Annotated in this window: 19 protein-coding genes and 1 pseudogene; all 20 read left to right on the top strand. The window is 65.6% G+C overall.

What is annotated here, in order from left to right; translation table 11 throughout:
• The first annotated feature begins 164 nt into the window (after positions 1-164).
• Complete coding sequence (locus VN047_RS10335; protein WP_325542370.1) at positions 165-1,157, top strand: cysteine synthase A; 993 nt, start codon at positions 165-167, stop codon at positions 1,155-1,157.
• Positions 1,154-1,552: a hypothetical protein gene (locus VN047_RS10330; protein WP_325542368.1), complete on the top strand. Its 399-nt coding sequence runs from the start codon at positions 1,154-1,156 to the stop codon at positions 1,550-1,552. The genes VN047_RS10335 and VN047_RS10330 overlap by 4 nt, the downstream gene beginning before the upstream one ends.
• A 35-nt stretch (positions 1,553-1,587) precedes the next feature.
• A complete protein-coding gene (locus VN047_RS10325) occupies positions 1,588-2,712 on the top strand; it encodes a Gldg family protein (protein ID WP_325542366.1) in 1,125 nt (374 codons plus the stop codon).
• A gap of 275 nt (positions 2,713-2,987) precedes the next feature.
• Positions 2,988-3,488: a division/cell wall cluster transcriptional repressor MraZ gene (locus VN047_RS10320; RefSeq protein ID WP_325542364.1), complete on the top strand. Its 501-nt coding sequence runs from the start codon at positions 2,988-2,990 to the stop codon at positions 3,486-3,488.
• Positions 3,485-4,486: a 16S rRNA (cytosine(1402)-N(4))-methyltransferase RsmH gene (gene rsmH, locus VN047_RS10315; protein ID WP_325542362.1), complete on the top strand. Its 1,002-nt coding sequence runs from the start codon at positions 3,485-3,487 to the stop codon at positions 4,484-4,486. Before VN047_RS10320 ends, rsmH begins: the two co-directional genes overlap by 4 nt.
• Positions 4,480-5,088: a hypothetical protein gene (locus VN047_RS10310; protein WP_325542360.1), complete on the top strand. Its 609-nt coding sequence runs from the start codon at positions 4,480-4,482 to the stop codon at positions 5,086-5,088. The genes rsmH and VN047_RS10310 overlap by 7 nt, the downstream gene beginning before the upstream one ends.
• Positions 5,085-6,776 (top strand): penicillin-binding protein 2, encoded by a 1,692-nt coding sequence (locus tag VN047_RS10305; protein WP_325542357.1) that lies wholly within the window; start codon positions 5,085-5,087, stop codon positions 6,774-6,776. The genes VN047_RS10310 and VN047_RS10305 overlap by 4 nt, the downstream gene beginning before the upstream one ends.
• On the top strand, positions 6,776-8,215 hold the full coding sequence (locus tag VN047_RS10300; protein WP_325542355.1) for a UDP-N-acetylmuramoyl-L-alanyl-D-glutamate--2,6-diaminopimelate ligase: 1,440 nt from the start codon (positions 6,776-6,778) through the stop codon (positions 8,213-8,215). The genes VN047_RS10305 and VN047_RS10300 overlap by 1 nt, the downstream gene beginning before the upstream one ends.
• Positions 8,212-9,588: a UDP-N-acetylmuramoyl-tripeptide--D-alanyl-D-alanine ligase gene (locus VN047_RS10295; RefSeq protein WP_325542353.1), complete on the top strand. Its 1,377-nt coding sequence runs from the start codon at positions 8,212-8,214 to the stop codon at positions 9,586-9,588. The genes VN047_RS10300 and VN047_RS10295 overlap by 4 nt, the downstream gene beginning before the upstream one ends.
• Positions 9,588-10,658, top strand: coding sequence for a phospho-N-acetylmuramoyl-pentapeptide-transferase (gene mraY / locus VN047_RS10290; RefSeq protein WP_325542351.1), 1,071 nt, complete (start codon positions 9,588-9,590; stop codon positions 10,656-10,658). Before VN047_RS10295 ends, mraY begins: the two co-directional genes overlap by 1 nt.
• The gene (gene murD, locus VN047_RS10285) at positions 10,655-11,959 is read left to right on the top strand and encodes a UDP-N-acetylmuramoyl-L-alanine--D-glutamate ligase (protein WP_325542350.1); all 1,305 of its coding nucleotides are present in this window, start codon (positions 10,655-10,657) and stop codon (positions 11,957-11,959) included. The genes mraY and murD overlap by 4 nt, the downstream gene beginning before the upstream one ends.
• Positions 11,960-11,976: 17 nt before the next feature.
• Entirely contained in the window at positions 11,977-13,194 is a 1,218-nt protein-coding gene (locus VN047_RS10280) for a putative peptidoglycan glycosyltransferase FtsW (protein WP_325542349.1), read from the top strand.
• 10 nt (positions 13,195-13,204) lie between these two features.
• Entirely contained in the window at positions 13,205-14,389 is a 1,185-nt protein-coding gene (gene murG / locus VN047_RS10275) for an undecaprenyldiphospho-muramoylpentapeptide beta-N-acetylglucosaminyltransferase (RefSeq protein ID WP_325542348.1), read from the top strand.
• Positions 14,389-15,819, top strand: a complete 1,431-nt coding sequence (gene murC / locus VN047_RS10270) for a UDP-N-acetylmuramate--L-alanine ligase (protein ID WP_325542385.1) — start codon at positions 14,389-14,391, stop codon at positions 15,817-15,819. The genes murG and murC overlap by 1 nt, the downstream gene beginning before the upstream one ends.
• Positions 15,816-16,715, top strand: coding sequence for a UDP-N-acetylmuramate dehydrogenase (gene murB, locus VN047_RS10265; protein WP_325542346.1), 900 nt, complete (start codon positions 15,816-15,818; stop codon positions 16,713-16,715). The genes murC and murB overlap by 4 nt, the downstream gene beginning before the upstream one ends.
• Entirely contained in the window at positions 16,712-17,638 is a 927-nt protein-coding gene (locus VN047_RS10260; RefSeq protein ID WP_325542344.1) for a D-alanine--D-alanine ligase, read from the top strand. Before murB ends, VN047_RS10260 begins: the two co-directional genes overlap by 4 nt.
• Positions 17,635-18,576 (top strand): cell division protein FtsQ/DivIB, encoded by a 942-nt coding sequence (locus tag VN047_RS10255; RefSeq protein ID WP_325542342.1) that lies wholly within the window; start codon positions 17,635-17,637, stop codon positions 18,574-18,576. The genes VN047_RS10260 and VN047_RS10255 overlap by 4 nt, the downstream gene beginning before the upstream one ends.
• Positions 18,577-18,580: 4 nt before the next feature.
• On the top strand, positions 18,581-19,837 hold the full coding sequence (gene ftsA, locus VN047_RS10250; RefSeq protein WP_325542340.1) for a cell division protein FtsA: 1,257 nt from the start codon (positions 18,581-18,583) through the stop codon (positions 19,835-19,837).
• A gap of 153 nt (positions 19,838-19,990) precedes the next feature.
• A complete protein-coding gene (gene ftsZ / locus VN047_RS10245) occupies positions 19,991-21,448 on the top strand; it encodes a cell division protein FtsZ (RefSeq protein WP_325542338.1) in 1,458 nt (485 codons plus the stop codon).
• A gap of 57 nt (positions 21,449-21,505) precedes the next feature.
• Positions 21,506-22,375, top strand: a pseudogene (locus VN047_RS10240) (SPOR domain-containing protein); the annotation flags it as partial.

The raw sequence follows: 22,375 nt of genomic DNA, 5'->3' as shown, positions 1-22,375 counted from the left end.
GTGGCGGTTCCAGTAATGATATACTGTTACAGCTGCAAGCCCCCGTCGACGCGCTTCAGGTCGTTGGTCGTTGCTGACAGACCGTTCGTCGACAAAGGCCGGCAATTGCCGAGGCAAGCGAAGCTGTCTTGCGACGTTCATGGCGCCGCCCTAAATCATGGCGCATGACCATTGCCGAAAACAGTCTCGCCCTCATTGGCAACACACCTTTAGTGCTGCTCAAGGGTCCCAGCGAAGCCACTGGCTGCGAAATCTGGGGCAAGTGCGAATATGCGAACCCCGGCGGGTCGGTGAAGGACCGCGCTGCGCTCTATATCGTTCGTGACGCCGAGGAGAATGGCAGTCTGCGCCCCGGCGGCACAATCGTCGAGGGGACGGCGGGCAACACAGGCATCGGCTTGGCGCTCGTCGGCAACGCGCTCGGCTACAAGACGATCATCGTCATGCCCGACAATCAGAGCGCCGAGAAAATGGCGACGATTCGCGCGCTTGGCGCCGAGCTGGTGCTCGTTCCGCCCGCGCCTTTTGCCAATCCCGGCCATTTCGTCCACACCTCGCGCCGTATCGCCGAAGAGACCGACAATGCGATCTGGGCGAACCAGTTCGACAATATCGCCAATCGCAAATCGCATGTGCACGGCACGGCGGAAGAAATCTGGACGCAGATGGATGGACGCATCGACGGCTTTACCTGTGCGGCAGGCACCGGCGGCACGATCGCGGGAACCGGACTCGGTCTGAAGGCGAAAAACGCCGATATCGTCATCGCGCTCACCGATCCGCACGGCGCGGGCCTCTATAATTATTACCAGTGCGGAGAGCTGAAGGCCGAAGGGAGCAGCGTCGCCGAGGGCATTGGTCAGAACCGCATCACCGCCAATCTCGACGGCGCGCCGATCGATACGCAGTTCCGTATTTCCGATGCCGAGGGCCTCGCCGTGGCCCGTCGCCTGCTCGACGAGGAAGGGCTGTGCCTCGGCCTGTCGTCGGGGATCAACGTCGCCGGAGCGATGGCGCTGGCGCGGCAACTGGGGCCGGGCAAGCGCATTGCAACCATCCTGTGCGACAGCGGGTTTCGCTATCTCTCGACACTCTACAACCCCGAGTGGTTGGCGAGCAAAGGCCTGGCGGAAACGTCAGAGGAGACGGGAACGTGAGCGGTATCAGGGTCGACGCCAACCCGGCGCGCAAGGCGGAGTCCGCGTCTGCTCCGGCCTTGGTGCCCGTTAACGACACAATGCGGCGCCTGCAGATCGGTATCGCCGGGGTGCTCACGGTGTTGCTGCTCGTCGGCATGGCGGGGCTGATCGGGGAGCGTGCGCGCGAGCGTGCAGCCAGCGATGCGGCGGTGGTCGAGGAAGTCAAGATGCCGGGCGAGCCAACCGCGAGCGGCGCTCCGCTTGAGGAACTGGGCGTTCAGCCGGTTTCGCCGTCTTCGAAAGATGAAAATGGGGCGACCTCGGTTAAAGTGCCGCAGGCGGCGCCGACGGCAGCGGTTCCCGATCTCGAACCCGACCCCGCTCTCCAGCGCGCGCGCCAGTCGAAGCAGTGACATCGACGTCGCGCCGGCTTTTGCTGCGCGCCTTTATGACGGCTCTCGCTGCCGCCGCCCTGGCCTGGATCGCGGGCGGGCAGGCACTACTCGGCCGCGTCGATCCCGCACTTGCGATTCCGGTGCTCATGCTGCCGATGCTGATCCTTGCCTGGCGGCAGCGGGAAGAAGTGGGTGCGGTCCGGTTCCGCGCCCCGTTTCTGGTACTTGTCTTTCTTGCTATCGTGCAGGCGCTGCTTGCTATCGCTCTTGCCGGAACGATACCGTGGCTCCAGCTTTTGCTCGCCGCACTCGCCGGGGGGGCTGCCGCACTTGTCGCCGACACACTTTTTCGGTGGCGAGCCGGGCACGGTTTTCTGCCTTGGCTGGCGGCGGTGGTACTTGTCGTCGGCTGGTTCGGGGCGGGGCATGTATGGCTTTCGGCGCTCTATCGACCAAGCGCGGCGCCGGCCGGGTCGCCTGCTGTCACCATGCTGACCGGTTTGCCGCTGCGCTGGTCGGGCGGTGGCGACATTACGGCGATAATCGCCGGCGGCGTGCGTGACGATCTCGCACTTGTACGGCTGGAATCCACAGGCCCGGTGTCGCTGGTCGACAGCCTCGTCGATCAAGTCCCGCCGCCGGGCGGCGCGCTGTTCGTTGCCCATCCGCGCGCTCTGGCGCCGCGCGAACTGGTCGCGATCGACGCATTCGTGCGCGGTGGCGGACGCGTCGTCGTCCTGGCCGATGCGCTCTCGGGCTGGCCAGCCCGCTATCCGCTCGGCGATCCGCGCAATCCACCGGTGACCAGTCTGCTTGCGCCGTTGCTCGACCATTGGGGCATCACGCTCGACGCGGCGCCCGTGGCCGAAATAGCTGCGCTGCCCGTTGACGTGGACGGTGCGCGACTTCGCCTTTTCAGCGCCGGCCGCTTTGACGGTCTGCCGCCGCAATGCCTTGCCTATGCCGGCCGGCGCATCGCCCGCTGTCGGATAGGGAAGGGCGACGCGTGGCTGGTCGGCGATGCCGACCTGCTTTTTTATCCCCTGTGGAGGCCGCTGGTTCCGGGTGCCGCACATCTTCGGCAGGCCGATACGATGGAATGGCTGTCCGCACGTTTGTGGCGTGGCTCCGGACAAGGCTGGCTGCGCCCGGTCTGGATTCGCATCCGCGCCACTTGAGCGGGCTTTCCTGCCCCGTTTCGCCCCATTCTCTTTTCGCCCTGACGGACTGTTTGCAATGGTCCGACCGGATTTAACACGTCTATTGAGGCATTTTGCGATAAATGGGGGCTAGATTCCCTACTTTGCCCTAAATTACCCCTTTTCACCCCGATCTATAGTTGGTACGCAGGAATCGGAGAGGGGCAATCTCCACCCGAGCCGAACCAGCTGGAATTGTGCGATTCCGGGGACGGGAAAGTATTGCCCGGTGGCGCGATACAGGGGGCATAGCGATGGCAATTGTGACGCCCGGCCAGTACGCGGGCACCAATTTTGCCGCGATCGATGGCAAGGGGCGGATCGCCGTTCCCTCTCAGTTCCGCAACAATGTGCCCCTCACTGCGGACGGCCAGCGCGTGCTCTGGGTTGGCTTCCATGAAAAGCTGCCGTGCCTCGTCGCCTATGGCCAGGACCAGTACGACCGGCTGAACGGCGAGATCGAACGCGACCGCGAAACCGCGCGGCTCCGCAACCTCGACTTTGACGAAGATGCCGAGTTCAAGAAGCGCTTCAGCTATACAGAGCCCTATACGCTCGATGATAGCGGTCGCTTCCTTCCCAGCTTCATCCACCGCGACCGCGTCGGCGATGCCGGCGCGACGGCTTTTGTGGGTTCGGGCCGCCGTTTCGAAATCTGGTGGCTGCCGACGCTCGCCGAATGTGCCGAGGCCGACCCGGTGCTCCAGCGTCTCGGCGCCTCATGGGATCAGGCCAAAGGGAAGGGGCGCAAGTGACCGACCTTCCCCCCGGACTCCCCGGAAGCATCCAGCGCGACCCCCGCCATGAACCGGTCCTCCGCGAAGAAGTCATCGCCGCGCTCGCCATTGCCCCCGGCGAGCGTCACGTCGACGCGACCTTCGGCGCCGGCGGTTACACCCGCGCGATGCTCGCGGCGGGCGCCGAGGTGGTGGCCTGCGACCGCGATCCCGATGCGATTGCGGAAGGGCAGGCGCTGGTCGCCGAAGCCGGCGGCCGGCTGACGCTGGTGCATGGCCGCTTCGGCGAGATCGACCGGCTGCTCGCCGAACGCGGCATCGACACCGTCGACGGCATCACCTTCGATATCGGCGTTTCGTCGATGCAGCTCGACCGGGACGAGCGGGGCTTCTCCTTCCAGAAGGACGGTCCGCTTGACATGCGCATGGCGCAGGAGGGCGAAAGTGCCGCCGACTGGCTGAACAGCGCTGACGAAACCGAAATTGCCGACGTGCTGTTTCACTATGGCGACGAGCGCCAGTCGCGCCGGGTGGCGCGTGCGATCGTCGCTGCGCGGCCGCTGACCCGGACAAGCGAACTCGCCGCGGTGGTTCGCAAGGCACTGCGTCATCCCCCGGGTGCGCCGAAAGATCCCTCGACGAAAAGTTTTCAGGCGATCCGCATCCACATCAATGGCGAACTCGACGAGCTGGCCGCCGGTCTGGACGCCGCCGAACGGCTCCTCCGCCCCGGCGGCCGGCTTGCGGTCGTGAGTTTCCACAGCACCGAGGACCGCATCGTCAAGAATTTCCTGCGCGAACGTAGCGGTGGCGATGCCGCCGGTTCGCGTCACCGGCCCGCGCCGATCCCTCTGGCGCGGGCCGCAACTTTCGAGACACCGGCGCGCAAGGTGCGCCCGGGCAAGGCCGAGGAAGCGCGCAATCCCCGCGCGCGCTCGGCGACGCTGCGCAGTGCGATCCGGACCGCAGCTCCCGCCTGGTCCGATGATTTGAAAAAGGAGGCAATGTCATGCTGATGGCCGCCCGCAAGCTCCAGGGTATCGGCCTGGTCCTGCTCGTGCTCATCTTCGCGATGATGCTTTATCCGGTGTCGCTCAAGGTCGCGGCGACGCGCAGCGAGCTGACGCGCATCGAAAGGCAGATCGACCGGACGCGCGACAATATCCGCTATCTCGAATCCGAACTCGCGGTGCGCGCATCGATGCGCCAGCTCGAGCAGTGGAACGCCGATACCTTCGGCTATTCGGCACCTGACGCCGACCAGTATATCGCGAACGAGCGCCAGCTTGCCTCGCTTGACCGGCTGCCGCGCGCCCGCGGCGCCACTGAGGTGGCGCCGGTGTTGATGGCGATGGTCTCGCCGGTCGGCACTCCTTCCGTTTCCGGCAAGCCTGCACGCGAGGAAAGCCCTGTTGTCGCCAAGTCCGCGAAGCCCAAGCCCGTTGTGTTGGCGCAGGCCGAAACCGGCGTGCGCAGCGACACCGCCCCGCGGATGGCGCCGACGCGGCGCCGCGAACAGCTGAAGATGATCGAGGACCAGCTGCTGGCCGAATCGACGCTTGCCGATCTCAAGCGCGCGGCCGCAGTCGAAGCGGCGGGAGGCAAGTCAGGCCGATGAACACGCTGGTCGTCCGTCCGACCCGGGTTCGTACCGCTGGTGTGCGGCAGCAGATATTGCTGACCGCGCAGCAGCGGTTGATGATCCTGATGCTGTTGTTCGCGGCCGCTTTTTTTCTCGTCTCGGTCCGGCTCGTCTATTTCGCGCTGTTCGATACGGCGTCGGGGCATCGTTCGGCGGCGACTTTCATTCCAGCGCGCGCCGATATCGTCGACCGCAATGGGGTGCCGCTGGCGCGGACCATCGACGGCTATTCGATCCGCGTCGTGCCGTCGAAGCTGCTCAACGACCGGCAATATCTCGCCGACGAGTTGCACAAGATCTTCCCGGACACGCCGCGCGAGGAACTGTTCGCCAGAATCAGCGGTCCGCGCCCGACCTATATCCGACGCCGCGCACTGCCCGACCAGGTCGCCGCAGTGAACGCGATCGGCGACGTGGGGTTCGATTTTCCGCGCGAGAAGGAACGGCTTTACCCGCAGCTGTCGCTCGCGGCGCATGTGCTCGGCTTTACCAATGCCGAGGGGCATGGCGTAACCGGCGTCGAGGGTGCGTTCGACCAGCGGTTGATTGACAAGGCGACGCGCGGCGACCCGCTGGCGCTGTCGATCGACGCGCGCGTTCAGGGTGTGCTTGAAAGCGAGCTCAGCGCAGCGGTCACCAATCTGGAAGCGATCGGCGGTGCGGGCATCATCCTCGACGTCCATACCGGCGAAGTCGCCGCGATGACGTCGCTGCCGACCTTCAATCCCAACAAGCTGACCGGCAGTGATCCGACGACACGGCGGAACGCCGTGACCTATAATCTCTACGAGCTTGGTTCGACCTTCAAGCCCCTGTCCATCGCGGCTGCGATCGACAATGGCACCGTCACCAGCATGGCAAAGCGCTACGATGCGACCAAGCCGCTGGCGATTGCGGGGTTCCGCATCCGCGATTCGCACATGATGAACCGCTGGCTCAACGTGCCGGAGACGCTGATCCACAGTTCGAACATCGTGACCGCGCAGATCGGCGATCAGCTGGGTCGCGAAAAGATGGAAGAGCTGTTCCGAAATCTCGAATTCGACGGCCGCCCGCATATCGAACTCAAGGAACGCGCCTTTCCGCTGTGGCCGAAGGACTGGGGCAGGCTGACCACGATGACGACCAGCTATGGTCATGGCATTGCGGTCACGCCGCTTCACCTCGCAAGTGCCTATGCCGCGCTGGTCAACGGCGGCATCTGGCGCCCCGCGACGCTGATGAAACTGGGCGACAAGGCCCCGCCGCAGGGACGCCGCGTGTTCAAGGCGGCGACCAGCGCGCGGATGCGCCAGCTCCTGCGACTGATCGTCTCGGACGGAACCGGCAAGCAGGCAGAGGCTCCCGGTTTCCGCGTCGGCGGCAAAACCGGCAGCGCCGAAAAGCCCGGCGCCGGTGGCTACCGTCGCCACTCGCTCGTCTCGACCTTTGCCGCTGCTTTCCCGATGGATAATCCGCGCTATGTCGTGCTGGTGATGATCGACGAGCCGAAGGGCAATGCCTATAGCTCGGGCCAGCGTACCGCGGGCTGGACCGCCGCCCCCGTCGTGCGCAAGGTCGTGACCCGCGCCGGGCCGATGCTGGGCGTCTTCCCTGACGAAAGCCGCGACGTCGACGTGTCCGAACTCACCCCGCTCCTGTGGAAAAATGGAGCAGGGGAATAATGCGCCTGTCCGCTCTGCTCGACGATCAGGGGCGGGAGGGCGCAGATCCGGTCGTCACCGGGCTTGCCATCGACCATCGCAAGGTCGCTCCGGGAACGATCTTCGGCGCTTTCCCCGGTGCGAAATTCAATGGCGAGGATTTTATTGTCGCGGCGATCGAGGCGGGAGCGATCGCGATCGTCGCGCGGCCCGAGGCGAAGGTCGAGGGCGCCGTCCATATTGCCGACGCCGATCCACGCCGGGCCTTCGCGCACATAGCCGCGCGCTTCTTCCATCGTTTTCCGGCGACCTGCGTCGCGGTGACGGGGACCAACGGCAAGACGTCGACCGTCGAGATGACGCGGCAACTCTGGCGCATGGCGGGATTCAACGCCGCATCGATTGGCACGCTTGGCATCACGACGTCGAGCGAAAGCGCTTCTACCGGACTCACGACGCCCGATATCGTCACTTTTCTGTCGAATATGTCGGGCCTTGCCGCCGAGGGTGTCACCCACGCCGCGTTCGAAGCGTCGAGCCACGGTCTCGATCAATATCGCACCGAAGGACTGCCGGTGAAGGCGGCAGCGTTCACCAACCTCAGCCATGACCACCTCGATTATCATGGCACGATCGAAGCCTATCTCGCCGCGAAGCTCCGGCTGTTCACCGAAGTCGTCGGGCAGGGCGGTGCAGCGGTCATATGGGCTGACGATGAATATTCGCCCGCGGCGATCGACGCGGTCCGTACGCGCGGTCTGCGCTTGCTGACCGTCGGTACGAACGGCGCCGACCTGCGCCTCGTCGCGCGTGAACCCACGCAGCTCGGGCAGTCGCTCGTGGTCGTGGCGGGCGACATGAGCCACCAGGTGAACCTGCCGCTGATCGGCGCCTATCAGGTAGCCAATGCGCTCGTGTCGGCCGGCCTCGTCATCGCGACGGGCGGAGATGTGGCGCAGACGCTCGGTAACCTTGCGCGGCTTCAGCCGGTTCGAGGGCGGCTCGAACGCGCCGCGATTACGAAGGCCGGCGCGCCGATCTATATAGACTATGCACACACACCCGACGCGATCGAGGCGGCACTCGATGCGCTCCGCCCGCACGCTGCGGGTCGGCTGATCCTCGTTTTCGGCGCGGGCGGCGACCGCGATCAGGCGAAGCGCCCTGAAATGGGCAGGGTCGCCGTAGCCAAGGCCGACGTGCTTATCATCACCGACGACAATCCGCGCGGCGAAGATCCCGCCGCTATCCGCGAAGCGATCGCTGCGGCGGCACCCGATGCTCAGGTGATTGGCGATCGCCGCGCCGCAATCGCCGCGGCGATCGCCGCGGCGCGCGCCGACGACATAATCTGCATCGCGGGCAAGGGGCACGAACAGGGTCAGATCGTCGGGCGCGGCGACGATATGCGCGTCATCCCCTTCGATGACGTGGCGGTCGCGCGCGAGGAGGCGGCATGAACCCGCTCTGGACCGCCCGCGCCATTGCTTCGGCCACCGGCGGCACTGCCAGCGCCGATTTCACCGTGCAGGGCGTCGCCTTCGATTCGCGCGAGGTTACCAGCGGCGATCTTTTCATCGCGATGAAAGGCGAATTCGCCGACGGCCACCAGTTCATCGACAAGGCGATTTCCGCGGGCGCCGCCGGGATCGTCTGCGAAAGTGAAATCGACCATCCGCACGTCCGCGTTTCCGACAGCGTCGCAGCTTTGAACGCGCTCGGCGCCGCATCGCGCGCGCGCAGCCACGGCCGCGTCATCGGCGTCACCGGCTCGGCAGGGAAGACGGGGACGAAGGAAGCGCTGTTCGCGGCGCTCGACCGTTTCCGCCCCGGCAAGGCGCATCGCTCGGTCAAAAGTTACAACAATCATGTCGGCGTGCCATTGAGCCTTTCGCGCATGCCTTCGACCGCCGACTTCGGCGTATTCGAAATGGGAATGAATCACGCGGGCGAACTCGCCGAACTGACGCGGATGGTGCGGCCGCACGTCGCCATCGTCACGACCATCGCCCCTGCCCACATGGAATATTTCGGCAGCGAAGAAGCGATCGCCGACGCGAAGGGCGAGATTTTCGAAGGGCTCGAACCCGGCGGCACCGCGATCATCCCGTTTGACAGCCCCCATTATGCGCGGTTGCGCGCCAAGGCCGAACAGCACGCTGCCCACATCGTCAGCTTTGGGCTGGGCGAGGGCGCTGATGTACGCGCAGTCGACTGGCTTTCAGACGGGAACGGGGGCTCGCTCGTCACGGCGCAGGTTCAGGATTCGCTCCTCTGTTTCACGATCGCGCAGGCGGGTGCGCATTGGGTGTCGAATTCGCTCGCGGTGCTGGCGGCGGTGAAGGCGGTCGGCGGCGATCTTCCGGCGGCAGGCCTTGCTTTTGCCGAAATGGCAGGGCTCGCCGGTCGCGGTGCGCGCCACCGTCCCGAAGTCGCTGGTGGCCACATCCTCGTCATCGACGAGAGCTACAACGCCAATCCCGCTTCGATGGCCGCGACCATCGCCCAGTTTGGCAGCGAATCCGCGGATCGGAAGATCGCGATTCTCGGTGCGATGAAAGAGCTTGGACCGGGTGGAGAAGCTTGGCATGCCGGCCTCGCGGCTCCGCTCGTCGCGGCCGGGGTGCAATTCGCCCTGCTTGTCGGCGAAGAGATGGCGCCGCTCGCCAAAGCGCTTGAGGGCCGCATCGATTTCGAGCATGTGCCCGCCCACTCGGCCGCGATCACGCGGCTGAAGGACCTGATCCGTCCGGGCGACGCCGTACTGGTCAAGGGGTCGAACAGCGTCGGATTGTCGCACGTCGTGGCGGCACTGACCAACGGGGATTATTGATGCTTTACTGGCTGGCGGAATGGCTTGGCTTTCCGGGGGCGCTCAACCTCATTCGGTATCTGAGCTTCCGTTCGGGGGCTGCGGTCGCCACCGCATTGATCATCGGGCTGTGGATCGGCCCTCGCTTCATCCTGATGCTGCGCATGCGGCAGGGAAAGGGACAGCCGATCCGCGACGATGGTCCGCAAAGCCATCTTGCGAAAAAGGGCACGCCGACGATGGGCGGTCTTATGATTTTGATATCATTGATGATTTCGGCTCTTCTGTGGATGGATTTGTCGAACCGGTTCGTCTGGGCGTGCCTGTTCGTAACCGGCGGTTTCGCGGCGGTCGGCTTCCTCGACGATCTCGACAAGGTTACCAAGGCCAGTCACCGCGGGATTCCCGGGCGGGTCCGCTTGCTGATCGAGTTCGTGATCGCCGCGGTCGCGGTGCTGCTGATCGTGTCGCGCACCGGGACCGATCTGTATCTGCCCTTTTTCAGCGGCATCGTGATCCCGCTCGGGCCGTTCTATTATGTCTTCGCGATGGTTCTGATCGTGGGCTTCGGCAATGCGGTGAACCTCACCGACGGACTCGACGGCCTCGCGACCTTCCCGGTGATCATCGCCAGCCTGACCTTCCTCGTGATCGTGTATCTGTCGGGCAACGTGAAGTTCGCCGGATATCTCGGCATCCCGCATGTGCCGGGCGCGGGCGAACTGGCGGTGTTCGCTGCTGCGATCATCGGCGCGTGCCTTGCCTTCCTGTGGTTTAACGCGCCGCCGGCGGCCGTCTTCATGGGTGACACCGGCAGCCTCGCCCTTGGCGGCGCGCTCGCGACGATCGCGGTGACCGCGCAGCATGAACTGGTGCTCGTGCTCGTCGGCGGGTTGTTCGTGGTCGAGGCGCTGTCGGTGATTATCCAGGTCTTCTGGTACAAGCGCACCGGCAAGCGGGTGTTTCGGATGGCGCCGATCCATCATCATTTCGAACAACTGGGCTGGCCCGAATCCACCGTCGTCATCCGATTCTGGATCGTCTCGATCGTCCTTGCGCTTGCGGGGCTCGCGACCTTGAAACTCCGGTGATCACGTCGCGCGTCTTTGCCGGTCGCCGCTATGCGGTGCTGGGACTGGCGCGTTCTGGCCTTGCGACCGTCGAGGCGCTGGTCGCAAGCGGCGCGGGCGTCACCGCGTGGGACGACCGCGAGGAAGCGCGCGACGAGGCGATGGCGCTTGGCGCCGATATCGGCAATCCGCTCAAGATCGACCTGATCGGCTTTGCCGGCGTCGTCGTGTCGCCGGGCGTGCCGCTCAACCGTCACCCGATTGCCGCGCACGCGCGAGACGCGCATGTGCCCGTGATCGGCGATATCGAACTCTTTGCCGAAGCGCGCGATGAACTCCCCGCGCACAAGATCGTGGGTATTACCGGCACCAACGGCAAGTCGACCGTAACCGCACTGATCGCGCACATGCTCGGAAGCGCCGGGGTGCCGACGCTGATGGGAGGCAATATCGGCCTGCCGATCCTGACGCGCGAGCCGCTTGCAGAGGGTGGCGTCTATGTGCTCGAACTGTCGAGTTATCAGATCGATCTTTCGCACAGCCTCGCATGCGACATCGCGGTGCTTACCAACCTCAGCCCCGACCACCTCGACCGCTATGACGGTTTCGAAGGGTACACCGCTTCAAAAGCGCGGCTCTTCTCGCTCCAGCACCGTGATCAGGTCGCGATTGTCACGGTCGACGATGATCCGTCGAAGATGATCGCGAGCCGCATCAATCATCGCCTCCACCGCGTGTCGGCAAGGGACATTGATCCGGCCGACCAGGTCCGCTGGCCCGCGCTGCAGGGACCGCACAATGCCCAGAACGCCGTATGTGCGATCGCGGTGTGTCGCGTTCTGGGGCTGAACGACGAGCAGATCGAATGTGGCCTCGCGACCTACAAGTCGCTGCCGCATCGTATGGAATTGGTCGGCGAAGTCGGGGGGGTCAGCTGGTTCAACGACAGCAAGGCTACCAACGCGGCTTCCGCTGCACCGGCGCTGGCGGCATTCCCGCCGGCGCCGGACCAGCGTCTCCACTGGATTGCCGGCGGACAGGCGAAAGGCGACGGGCTGGCTGCGTGCCGCCCATGGTTCGGCCACGTCAAACGCGCCTATCTGATCGGCGAGGCGATGGAGTCGTTCGCGGCCGAGATCGGCGATGCCTCGCCTGTAGATCGCGCGGGGGATCTCGCCACGGCGGTCGCTCATGCGGCGGCGACGGCAAAGCCGGGCGATATCGTCCTGTTGTCGCCGGCGTGCGCGTCGTTCGACCAGTTCAAGGATTATGAGCAGCGCGGCGATGTGTTTCGTGGCCTTGTTCACGCGCTTGGGGCATGAGCGGGGGGATGGACAATATGGATGCCACGACCGAGAGGCCGGTGATCGTCACCACGCGCACGACGAAACGTCGCGGCCCGCGCCTCAGCCGCGCGGATCGCACGCCACTCGGTTTGTGGTTCTGGGAAATTGACCGCGTCCTCCTGCTGCTCGTGTCGATCCTTGTCGCGATCGGACTGGTTGCGGTTGCCGCGGCTTCGCCTGTCGCCGCGCAAAAGCTGTCGACTTCGACCGCGTCGCTCGACCCGCTCTATTATTTCTATCGCCAACTCATGTGGGTCATTGTCGGCGTGCCGGTGATGCTGGTGGTGTCGATGCTGCCCAAGCCACAGGCGCGGCGTTTCGCCATCTACGGGACGATCGCCTTTCTCTTCCTGCTCTTCCTCGTGCCTTTGATCGGAACCTCGGTAAACGGAGCGCAGCGCTGGATCGGCAGCGGCGTGTTCCGGCTGCAGCCGTCCGAATTCCTCAAGCCCTTCTTCGCGGTGTCGCTCGCGTGGGTCCTGTCGCTCAGGCTGCATGACCAGAGCCTCCCGGTCGTGCCGCTCGCGGCGGTGCTCACCGGCGTTATCGCGTTGCTGCTCATGGGACAGCCCGACCTTGGGCAGACGATCATCTTTATCGCGACCTGGCTGGTGCTCGTGATGGTTGCCGGCTTGTCGATGCGCATCCTTGCAGCGCTCGCCGGCGCGGGTGTCGTCGGCATCGTTCTTGCCTATTTCTTCTATCCGGTTGCCCAGCAGCGCATCAACATCTGGCTGTTTGCCGAGGGCGACAGCTTCCAGGTCGACAAGGCGCATGCGACGCTGACCGCAGGCGGGCTGATCGGCACCGGCCCCGGTGCGGGGCTTGCCAAGTTCCAGCTGCCCGAGGCACATACCGACTATATCTTCTCGGTCATCGGCGAGGAATTCGGGATGATCGCGTGCATCGCGATCGCGATCCTCTATCTTGCGATCATCGTGCGTGTCCTCGTCCGTCTGCTCGATGAAGAGGACAGTTTCCTGATCCTCGCGGTCGCGGGCCTGATCGCGCAGTTCGGCGGACAGGCCGTGATCAACATGGCGGTGAACACGCAGATCTTCCCGTCGAAGGGGATGACGCTGCCCTTCATCAGCTATGGCGGCTCGTCCTTCATCGCCTTGTCGATCGGTATGGGTTTGCTCTTGTCGCTGACCCGGCGAAACCCCTATGCGGCTCGGGTGTCGATGACCCGAAACTGGAACAAGAAATGACTGCCCCAAAATGACCGCAACGCGCCACTTTCTTCTCGCTGCCGGCGGGACGGGAGGACATATGCTGCCCGCTTACGCCCTCGCCGGCGAACTGATCGCGCGCGGACACCGTGTTGCGCTGGTCGGCGACGACCGGGGACTGAAGATACCGGGCGCGCCTGCGGAGATGGAAACACACCTTCTGCCCGCCGGCCGCGTGTCGGGTGGTCCGGTCGGCTGGCTCAAGGCGGCGCTCGCGATCCGCAAGGGCCGCCGCATGGCGATCGATCTGATCCGCGAGTTCGACCCCGCCGTCGTGGTCGGTTTCGGGGGCTATCCCTCGCTCCCCAGCCTGCTGGCCGCGGGCGCGACGAAGCGGCCGCGTGTTCTTCACGAACAAAATGCCGTGCTTGGCCGCGTCAACCGCATGATGGCACCGCGTGTCGATGCCGTCGCGGTTGCCTATCGCAATATCCAGCGGCTTCCGGCCGGAAATGAAGCGAAGCTCCACATCACCGGCAATCCCGTGCGCGACGAAATTGTCGCGATCCGCGAAGACGGCTTCCCGCCACTCCCCGAAGACGGCATCTTTCGCCTGCTCGTGGTCGGGGGAAGTCTAGGCGCGACGGTGCTCAGCGAAGTCGTCCCCGCCGCGATCGCGATGCTGCCGCGGGCCCTGCTCGACCGGTTGCAGGTCGTCCAGCAGTGCCGCGAAGATGATCTGGAGGCGGTGCGCGCAAAATACGCGGAACTCGGCGTCGCCGCCGAATGCGCGTCTTACATCAAGGATTTTCCGGAACGGCTGCGTTGGGCGCACATGGTCATCGCGCGCGCGGGGGCCTCGACCGTCGCCGAACTCGCTTGCGCCGGCCGCCCGGCGATCTTCGTTCCCTATCCGAGTGCGATGGACGACCATCAGACGTACAATGTTGTCGATCTGGTCGAAGCGGGCGGGGCGATCGCCTTCCAGCAGCGGGACTTCACGCCCGCCGAGGTTGCCAAGCATATCCAGCGCATGGCGCTCGAACCCGGCGCGCTCGAAGAGGCGGCCGAACGCGCAGCGAGCTGCGGGCTTCCCGATGCGACGCGTGACCTTGCCGATCTGGTCGAATCGCTCTCCGCGCCGCCGATGATGGACGTGATCCGCGTCGGCGCGCCTTCCCGTTCGGCAGCGGTCGCTGGCGGCGTCGCCGCCGCCCGCGCGGGAGATAAATGATGCGCGGCGTCGCAACAGACATCGGCATCATCCATTTCATCGGCATCGGCGGCATCGGCATGTCGGGCATCGCCGAGGTGATGCACAATCTGGGCTATCAGGTGCAAGGCAGCGATATCGCCGACTCGTACGTCGTAGAGGGTCTCCGCAATCGCGGGATCAAGGTTGCGATCGGGCACGAGGCATCGAACGTCGATGGCGTTGCGGTCGTCGTGACCTCGACTGCGGTCAAGCGCGGCAATCCCGAAGTAGAGGCCGCGCTCGCGCACCGTATCCCGATCGTCCGCCGCGCCGAAATGCTTGCCGAGCTGATGCGGCTCAAATCGACCGTCGCGATCGCGGGTACGCACGGCAAGACGACGACCACCAGCCTCGTCGCGGCGTTGCTCGACGCAGGCGGGATCGATCCGACCGTGATCAACGGCGGCATCATCAACAATTACGGTTCGAACGCGCGCCTCGGCGCGAGCGACTGGATGGTGGTCGAAGCCGACGAGAGCGACGGCAGCTTCCTCCGCCTCGATGGGACGATCGCGGTCGTCACCAACATCGACCCCGAACATCTCGACCATTATGGCAGCTTCGACGCGATCAAGGATGCGTTCGTCGAGTTTATCGAGAATGTGCCCTTCTATGGCGCTGCGATGCTCTGCCTCGATCATCCCGAGGTGCAGGCGATCATCCCGCGCATCCGCGACCGCCGTATCGTGACCTATGGTTTCTCGGCCCAGGCGGACGTGCGCGGTACCAATGTGACGCCCGGCCCCGACGGCAACCGCTTCGATGTCGTCGTGCGCGACCGCGACGGCCACAGCCGGACGATCGAGGGCATTCATCTGCCCATGTCGGGCCGCCACAATGTCCAGAACTCGCTCGCTGCCATTGCCGTTGCGCTGCACATGGGTGTCAGCGACGACAAGATCGCCTCGGGCTTCAACGGCTTTGCGGGGGTCAAGCGCCGCTTCACCAAGGTCGGCGAGATAGAGGTGGGTGCGGGTGTGGTCACTGTGATCGACGATTATGCGCATCACCCGGTGGAAATCCGCGCCGTGCTGTCGGCTGCGCGCGAAGGGGTGGGGGCAGGGCGCGTCGTCGCTGTTGTCCAGCCGCACCGCTTTACCCGGCTGCGCGATCATATGGATGATTTTCAGCAGGCATTTAACGACGCCGACATGGTGCTGGCGCTGCCGGTCTATCCTGCGGGCGAGGCGCCGGTCGACGGCGTGTCGTCGGATGCATTGGTAGCGGGCCTCCGCGACCGCGGGCATCGGCAGGCCAATGTTGTCGCCGACGCGGGCGCGCTGGCCTCCGCCATCGCGGCGAGCATCGCGGCGGGCGACCTCGGTGCCGACGACAAGATCATCTGCCTCGGCGCGGGCGACATCACCAAGATGGCGGCGAGTTTGGCTGCGGCGGTGGAGGCGGCATGAACGCCGTGGAAACGCTCCCCGCCGTGCGCGGCAAGCTGACGGCGAAAGCGCCGTTGGCGCCGCTTGTCTGGTTCAAGTCGGGCGGCCCCGCCGGCTGGCTGTTCGAGCCCAAGGATGCGGACGACCTTGCCGATTTTCTGCGCGATCTCGACCCCGCCGTCCCCGTGATGGCGCTCGGCCTCGGATCGAACCTGATCGTCCGCGACGGCGGTTTTCCGGGCTTGGTCGTCCGGCTCGGCAAAGCATTTGCAAAGGTGGAGGCGATCGACGCCGTGACGCTGCGCTGCGGCGGCGGCGCGTCGGGCATTCTGGTCTCCTCGACCGCGCGCGACGCGGGCATCGCCGGGATGGAATTTCTCCGCTCGATCCCGGGAACCGTGGGCGGCTTCGTCCGCATGAACGGCGGCGCCTATGGTGGGGAGGTCAAGGATATCCTGATCGAAGCCGACGTCGTGCTGCGCTCGGGCGAACGCAAGACGCTGGCGCTCGTCGACTTGGGCTATACCTATCGCCACAGCGAATTACCCGAAGGCGCGGTCGTGATCGGCGCGACCTTTCGCGGTCGCCCAGGCGAGCCTGCGGCGATACAGGCCGAAATGGACCGCATCTCGGCGAGCCGCGAGGCGTCGCAGCCGCTGCGTTCGAAGACCGGCGGCTCGACCTTCAAGAATCCCGACGGCCACAAGGCGTGGCAACTCGTCGACGAGGCCGGCTGCCGCGGTTTCACCGTCGGTGGCGCGCAGGTCAGCGAGAAACACACCAATTTCCTGATCAACACGGGCGAAGCGACGAGCGCCGACATCGAGGCGCTCGGCGAGGAAGTCCGCCGCCGCGTCAAGGCCAAGAGTGGCATCGAACTGCAATGGGAAATTCAACGCGTGGGAGTGAAGAAGTGAGCCGTGGTCCGTGGCATGTCGCCGTCCTGATGGGCGGCTGGTCCGCCGAACGCGAAGTGTCACTGATGAGCGGCAATGGCGTCGCCGACGCGCTTGAAAGCCGCGGACACAAGGTCACACGCATCGATATGGGCCGCGACGTCGCGTTGCGGCTCGCCGAGGCGAAGCCCGACGTCGTGTTCAACGCGCTTCACGGTGTCCCGGGCGAGGACGGCACTGTGCAGGGCATGCTCGACCTGATGGGCCTCAAATATACGCACAGCGGCCTCGTAACCTCGGTGATCGCGATCGACAAGGAGTTGACGAAACAGGCGCTTGTCCCACACGGTGTCCCCATGCCGACGGGGATGATGGTCGACAGCGAAAGCCTGTTTTCAGTCGACCCCTTGCCGCGCCCCTATGTGCTGAAGCCCGTCAACGAAGGTTCGTCGGTCGGTGTCGCGATCGTCAGGGACGACAGCAATTACGGCAATCCCATCGCGCGCGGATCGGTCGGCCCATGGCAGGAATTCGACCGGCTGCTGGCCGAACCCTTCATCAAGGGCCGCGAACTGACTGTCGCAGTGCTGGGCGACCAGGCGCTTGCCGTCACCGAACTGCGCGTCAAGTCGGGTTTCTACGACTATGACGCCAAATATACCGATGGCCTGACCGAGCATGTCTGCCCCGCCGACGTGCCCGATGATGTGGCGCAGCGGATGAAGGATCTGGCGCTGCAGTCGCACCGCCTGCTCGGCTGCAAGGGCGCGTCGCGCTCGGACTTTCGCTGGGATGACGAACATGGTCTTGCGGGCATCTTCCTGCTTGAAGTCAATACGCAGCCGGGGATGACGGCGCTCAGCCTCGTGCCCGAACAGGGGCGCGCCGTCGGCATGGATTATGCCGAACTCGTCGAACGCATCGTGGGGGAAGCGTTGTCATGAGCAGTACCAGGATCAAGCGCGCCAAGGCGCCGCCGCGGCGGCCCGTGCGCGCGCCGAAGAAGCGGCGGAAGGTGCAGACCTCGCGCCTCAACGCCGTCATCAATGCGCTGCCGATCAGCCCGCAGCGGCTGCAAAAGGTCGCCAACTGGACGATCGGCCTGAGCCTGTGCGCGGTCGCCGCGATCGGCGCGCATGCCACCGGTGTGACCGCGAAGATCCACGAGGAGTGGGCGCAGGTCGTCGGCCGCGCAGGTTTTCAGGTCAAGAAGGTCGAGGTCGTCGGCGCCGACCGTATCGACCGGCTGAAGGTCTATGACATCGCGCTCGCGCAGAAGGATCGCTCGATGGCGGCGGTCGATCTGGAAAATGTCCGCGGCGACCTGATGAAATATGGCTGGATCAAGGATGCGCGCGTGTCGCGCCGCCTTCCCGACACGCTCGTCGTCGACATCGTCGAACGTACCCCGGCCGCAATCTGGCAGCACAACAATCGTCTGTCGCTGATCGACGAAAAGGGCGTCGTGCTCGAACCCGTCACCGTCGCGACGATGCCCGACCTGCCGCTCGTCATCGGGCCCAGGGCGAATCAGCGCTCGCAGGACCTCGGCCGCCTGCTCGCCGAGGCGAGCAGCCTCAAGGAACTGCTCGCGGGCGCGACCTGGGTCGGCAACCGCCGCTGGGATCTGCGCTTCCGCAGCGGCGAGACGCTGTCGCTGCCCGAGGGAGAGGCGGAGGCGAAGGCTGCACTCGCCAAATTCGCACATATGGACGGCGCCAACCGCCTGCTCGGCCGCGGTATATTGCGCTTCGACATGCGCGACCCCGACCGTTTCGTGCTGCGCCTGCCGCACGAGGGGCAGGTGGCGCCCGCGAAGCTCGATGACGCGCGCGACGCGGTCGACGCCGTCGCTGCCGCCAGCTCGGCGGAGAAGGGGTAAGGCCATGGCGCCGCCGCGCATCGAAAAGATCATCACCGCGCTCGATGTCGGGTCGTGGAAGGTTTGCGCACTGATCGCGGGTCAAACCGCCGACGGCCAGCTTCATGTGCTCGGCACCGGCCAGCGCGAGAGCCGCGGCGTCCAGCGCGGTTATGTCGCCGACATGGAGCAGACCGAACACATCGTGCGGGAAGCGATCGAGCAGGCCGAGCGGATCGCGGGGCTCAACATCGACGATGTATGGGTCGCCTTTTCGGCCGGCAGTCTGCTCAGCGACGTCGCGCCGATCGAGAGCGAACTCGGCGGCCACCGCATCGAAAAGGAAGATGTCGACGATCTGCTCGCCGCAGGGCGCGCCGGCATCGATCCCGAAGGGCGCATGATCCTGCACGCCCAGCCCGCGCTCTATACGCTCGACGGGCTGACCGGGGTCAAGAATCCGATCGGCCTTCACGCCGACCGGCTCGGCGTCGATATCCATATCATCATGGCCGACGGCGCGCCGGTACGGAACCTCGAGTCCGCGGTGCGGCAGGCGCATCTCGACGTCAACGCCGTGGTCGCTTCGCCGATCGCCGCCGGGCTCGCCTGCCTGTCGGACGAGGAACGTGACCTTGGCGTGGCGCTCGTCGAGCTGGGCGCGGCGGTCACCACGGTTTCGCTTTATGCCGGCGGCATGCTCGTCGAGATGGTGTCGCTGCCGTTCGGCGCGAGCGATATCACCGACGACATCGCGTCGGCCTTCGGCATCCGGCGCAGTCAGGCGCAGCGCCTTCAGAGCTTCTATGGCTCGGCGTCGGCGAGCCCGCGCGACAACAACGAGATCATCGAGCTCGAACCCGGCGCGCCGTCGGGAAGCGATTCCCCGCGTATCACGCGCGCGCAGCTGGTGACGGTGATCCGCCAGCGGCTCGACGCGATGATGGGCGAGATCGGCCGGACCCTGAAGGACCTGCATTTCGTCGGCCCGATCGGGCGTCAGGTTGTGCTCGTCGGTGGCGGCGCGGACCTGAAGGGCATTGCCGATTACACGCAGGTCGCGCTTGGGCGCGCCGCGCGCGTCGGGCGACCGCGCGGCTTGCACGGCCTGCCCGATGCGCACAGCGGCCCGGCTTTCGCGACGCTCGCGGGTCTGGTTCTCTATGCCGCGTCGGACCCGGTGGACCTTCGCGATCTGCCGATGATGGCACAGGATGTTTACAAGCCGGCGGGGACGTCGATCCTTCACCGGCTGATGGCGGCACTGAAAAGCAGTTTTTAGTTGTCGCGAGGTCAAAAAGGTTAATTTTTTGGATGATTCCCACGTCACAATAGTGCAATGCGGTAACAGAAATCCGGGCGGACGGACTACCGCCCGGCTGGGTCGCAAGGTTGGGGAAGCGGCACCTGTCCGCCGCTGCAGGGAGACTATTTGATGAGCATCAATATTGGCCCGCCGCAGGTCGACGAGCTGAAGCCGCGTATCGCGGTGATCGGCGTCGGCGGCGCGGGTGGCAATGCCATCGCAAACATGATCGCGGCGCGTGTCGAGGGTGTCGACTTCGTCGTCGCGAACACCGACGCGCAGGCGCTGAACGCCTCGCCGGCCGAACGGCGCATCCAGCTGGGGACGCAGATCACCCAGGGACTGGGCGCGGGGTCGCGGCCCGAGGTTGGCCGCGCGGCGGCCGAAGAAAGCATCGCGCAGGTCGAAGAAGCGCTGAACGGCGCGCATATGTGCTTCGTCGCGGCGGGCATGGGCGGCGGCACCGGCACCGGCGCGGCGCCGGTCATCGCCAAGGCGGCGCGCGATCGCGGTATCCTGACCGTCGGCGTCGTGACCAAGCCCTTCACCTTCGAAGGCAACCGTCGCATGCGTTCGGCCGACGCCGGCATCGCCGAGCTGCAGGACCATGTCGACACGCTGATCGTCATTCCCAACCAGAATCTCTTCCTCGTCGCCAACCCGAACACGACCTTCAAGGAAGCGTTCACCATGGCCGACGAAGTGCTCCAGCAGGGCGTTCGCGGCATCACCGACCTGATGGTCATGCCCGGCCTGATCAACCTCGACTTTGCCGACGTCCGCAGCGTGATGCGCGAGATGGGCAAGGCGATGATGGGCACCGGCGAAGCCGAGGGCGATGGCCGCGCGCTTGAAGCCGCGCAGAAAGCGATCGCCAACCCGCTGCTCGACGGCGTATCGATGGCGGGCGCCAAGGGCGTCATCATCTCGATCACCGGTGGCGAGGACATGCGCCTGATGGAAGTCGACGAGGCTGCGAACCATATTCGCGAACTGGTCGATCCCGACGCGAATATCATCTGGGGCAGCGCCTTTAACGACAGCCTCGATGGCAAGATCCGCGTGTCGGTCGTCGCGACGGGCATCGACGGCAACGGCGAAAGCGCGGCGCAGGCGGCGCCAGCAACGCGCAGCTTCTCCTTCGCTCCTGCACGCCCTGCGGCGCCTGCTCCGGTGGCCGAAGAAGCGATCGAACCGGTGATCCAGGAAGAGCCTGTCGCCGAAGCACAGGTGGCCCAGGACAATGATCCGGCCCCCGGCTTCTCGCTCGGCGGCGCTGCGGAGCCCGAAGCGCCCGCAGCGGCGGCTGAAGAGGAACCCATGGAATTGTCGCAGGTCGCGGCGACCTACGACGATACGGCTGATGAACTCGTGCTCGATGCACCCGAAGCTCCGCGTTCCGAATATCGTCCGGCCGCAGAGGCTGCGCCGGCCGAGGAAGCCCCCGCGCGGTCGGTCGGCGGCGGAACCTTGTTCGAGCGTATGTCGCGGCTGTCGCGCGGTGCGACTACGCCCGACAGCGACGAAAGCGGCAAGGAAGACGGGGTCGATATCCCGCGTTTCCTGGGGCGCCAGAACAACCAGTAACGGGGCTATGCGGCCGCCGGCCGGGCATGGCAGGTCGGAAATCGGGATGATTTGCCCATGCGGCAAGTGAAATTGACGGCAAGGCCGGCGCGTGCGCGGCGCCATGTCGGCGCGCTCGCTGCGCTGTTGTTTTCTGTCGCAGCCTTGTCGCCGGCGCAGGCGTGGCAGGTGACCCCGCCCGATCCGGCGACGAAAGCGGCGATGCAGAAGCGGACGTCCGCGCGCGCGCTGCTGTCGTCATCGCTCGCGCGTATCGCCGCGAACAACAGCGATACCGCCGCGCTGCTCGATGCTGGCCGGGCGTCGATCGACCTTGATGATTATCGTGCCGCGTTGGGCTTTCTTGTCCGCGCCGAGCAGGCGGCGCCGCGCGACGGCGCGATCAAGGCCGCGCTGGGTTCGGCGATGGTCCACATGGAAAATCCGACGCGCGCGCTCGACTATTTCGGCGAAGCGCAACTGATGGGCGCGTCGGAACGGCTGTTCCTTGCCGATCGCGGGCTGGCGCGCGACCTGCTCGGGCAACAGGATGCGGCGCAGCGCGATTATCAACTCGCGCTGTCGATCGCTTCCAATGACGAGCTAACGCGCCGCTATGCGCTGTCGCTCGGTATCAGCGGCGATGCCGATCGGGCGATCCAGATGCTGACACCGCAGTTGCGCGCGCAGGATCGCGGTGCGTGGCGGCTGCGCGCGATGATCCTCGCGATGAACGGCCGCGACAAGGAAGCGACCGAAATCGTCAACGCGACGATGCCGCCCGCGATGGCCCAGAATATCCTGCCTTACCTGACGCAGATGGACCGGCTCAACCCGGCGCAGCAGGCGGCCGCCGCCCATTTCGGCCGTTTCCCGAACGGCCAGCTCGGTCCAAAACGCAAGCCCGTGCAGGTCGCGGCGGTCGCGCCGCCGCCCGCGCAGACGCCC

It is taken from the genome of Sphingopyxis sp. (genome assembly GCF_035565275.1).
Lineage (GTDB): Bacteria > Pseudomonadota > Alphaproteobacteria > Sphingomonadales > Sphingomonadaceae > Sphingopyxis.
The sequence above is the reverse complement of the archived record's forward strand: the minus strand, read 5'-3'. Positions and strand labels throughout refer to the sequence as shown.

What these genes read in the sequence shown, in the direction of transcription:
- VN047_RS10335 (WP_325542370.1), top strand. Translation starts at nt 165, where the DNA reads ATGACCATTGCCGAAAACAGTCTCGCCCTCATTGGCAACACACCTTTA.
- VN047_RS10325 (WP_325542366.1), top strand. Translation starts at nt 1,588, where the DNA reads ATGACGGCTCTCGCTGCCGCCGCCCTGGCCTGGATCGCGGGCGGGCAG.
- VN047_RS10320 (WP_325542364.1), top strand. Translation starts at nt 2,988, where the DNA reads ATGGCAATTGTGACGCCCGGCCAGTACGCGGGCACCAATTTTGCCGCG.
- VN047_RS10310 (WP_325542360.1), top strand. Translation starts at nt 4,480, where the DNA reads ATGCTGATGGCCGCCCGCAAGCTCCAGGGTATCGGCCTGGTCCTGCTC.
- VN047_RS10305 (WP_325542357.1), top strand. Translation starts at nt 5,085, where the DNA reads ATGAACACGCTGGTCGTCCGTCCGACCCGGGTTCGTACCGCTGGTGTG.
- VN047_RS10300 (WP_325542355.1), top strand. Translation starts at nt 6,776, where the DNA reads ATGCGCCTGTCCGCTCTGCTCGACGATCAGGGGCGGGAGGGCGCAGAT.
- VN047_RS10295 (WP_325542353.1), top strand. Translation starts at nt 8,212, where the DNA reads ATGAACCCGCTCTGGACCGCCCGCGCCATTGCTTCGGCCACCGGCGGC.
- mraY (WP_325542351.1), top strand. Translation starts at nt 9,588, where the DNA reads ATGCTTTACTGGCTGGCGGAATGGCTTGGCTTTCCGGGGGCGCTCAAC.
- VN047_RS10280 (WP_325542349.1), top strand. Translation starts at nt 11,977, where the DNA reads ATGGATGCCACGACCGAGAGGCCGGTGATCGTCACCACGCGCACGACG.
- murG (WP_325542348.1), top strand. Translation starts at nt 13,205, where the DNA reads ATGACCGCAACGCGCCACTTTCTTCTCGCTGCCGGCGGGACGGGAGGA.
- murC (WP_325542385.1), top strand. Translation starts at nt 14,389, where the DNA reads ATGCGCGGCGTCGCAACAGACATCGGCATCATCCATTTCATCGGCATC.
- murB (WP_325542346.1), top strand. Translation starts at nt 15,816, where the DNA reads ATGAACGCCGTGGAAACGCTCCCCGCCGTGCGCGGCAAGCTGACGGCG.
- VN047_RS10255 (WP_325542342.1), top strand. Translation starts at nt 17,635, where the DNA reads ATGAGCAGTACCAGGATCAAGCGCGCCAAGGCGCCGCCGCGGCGGCCC.
- ftsA (WP_325542340.1), top strand. Translation starts at nt 18,581, where the DNA reads ATGGCGCCGCCGCGCATCGAAAAGATCATCACCGCGCTCGATGTCGGG.
- ftsZ (WP_325542338.1), top strand. Translation starts at nt 19,991, where the DNA reads ATGAGCATCAATATTGGCCCGCCGCAGGTCGACGAGCTGAAGCCGCGT.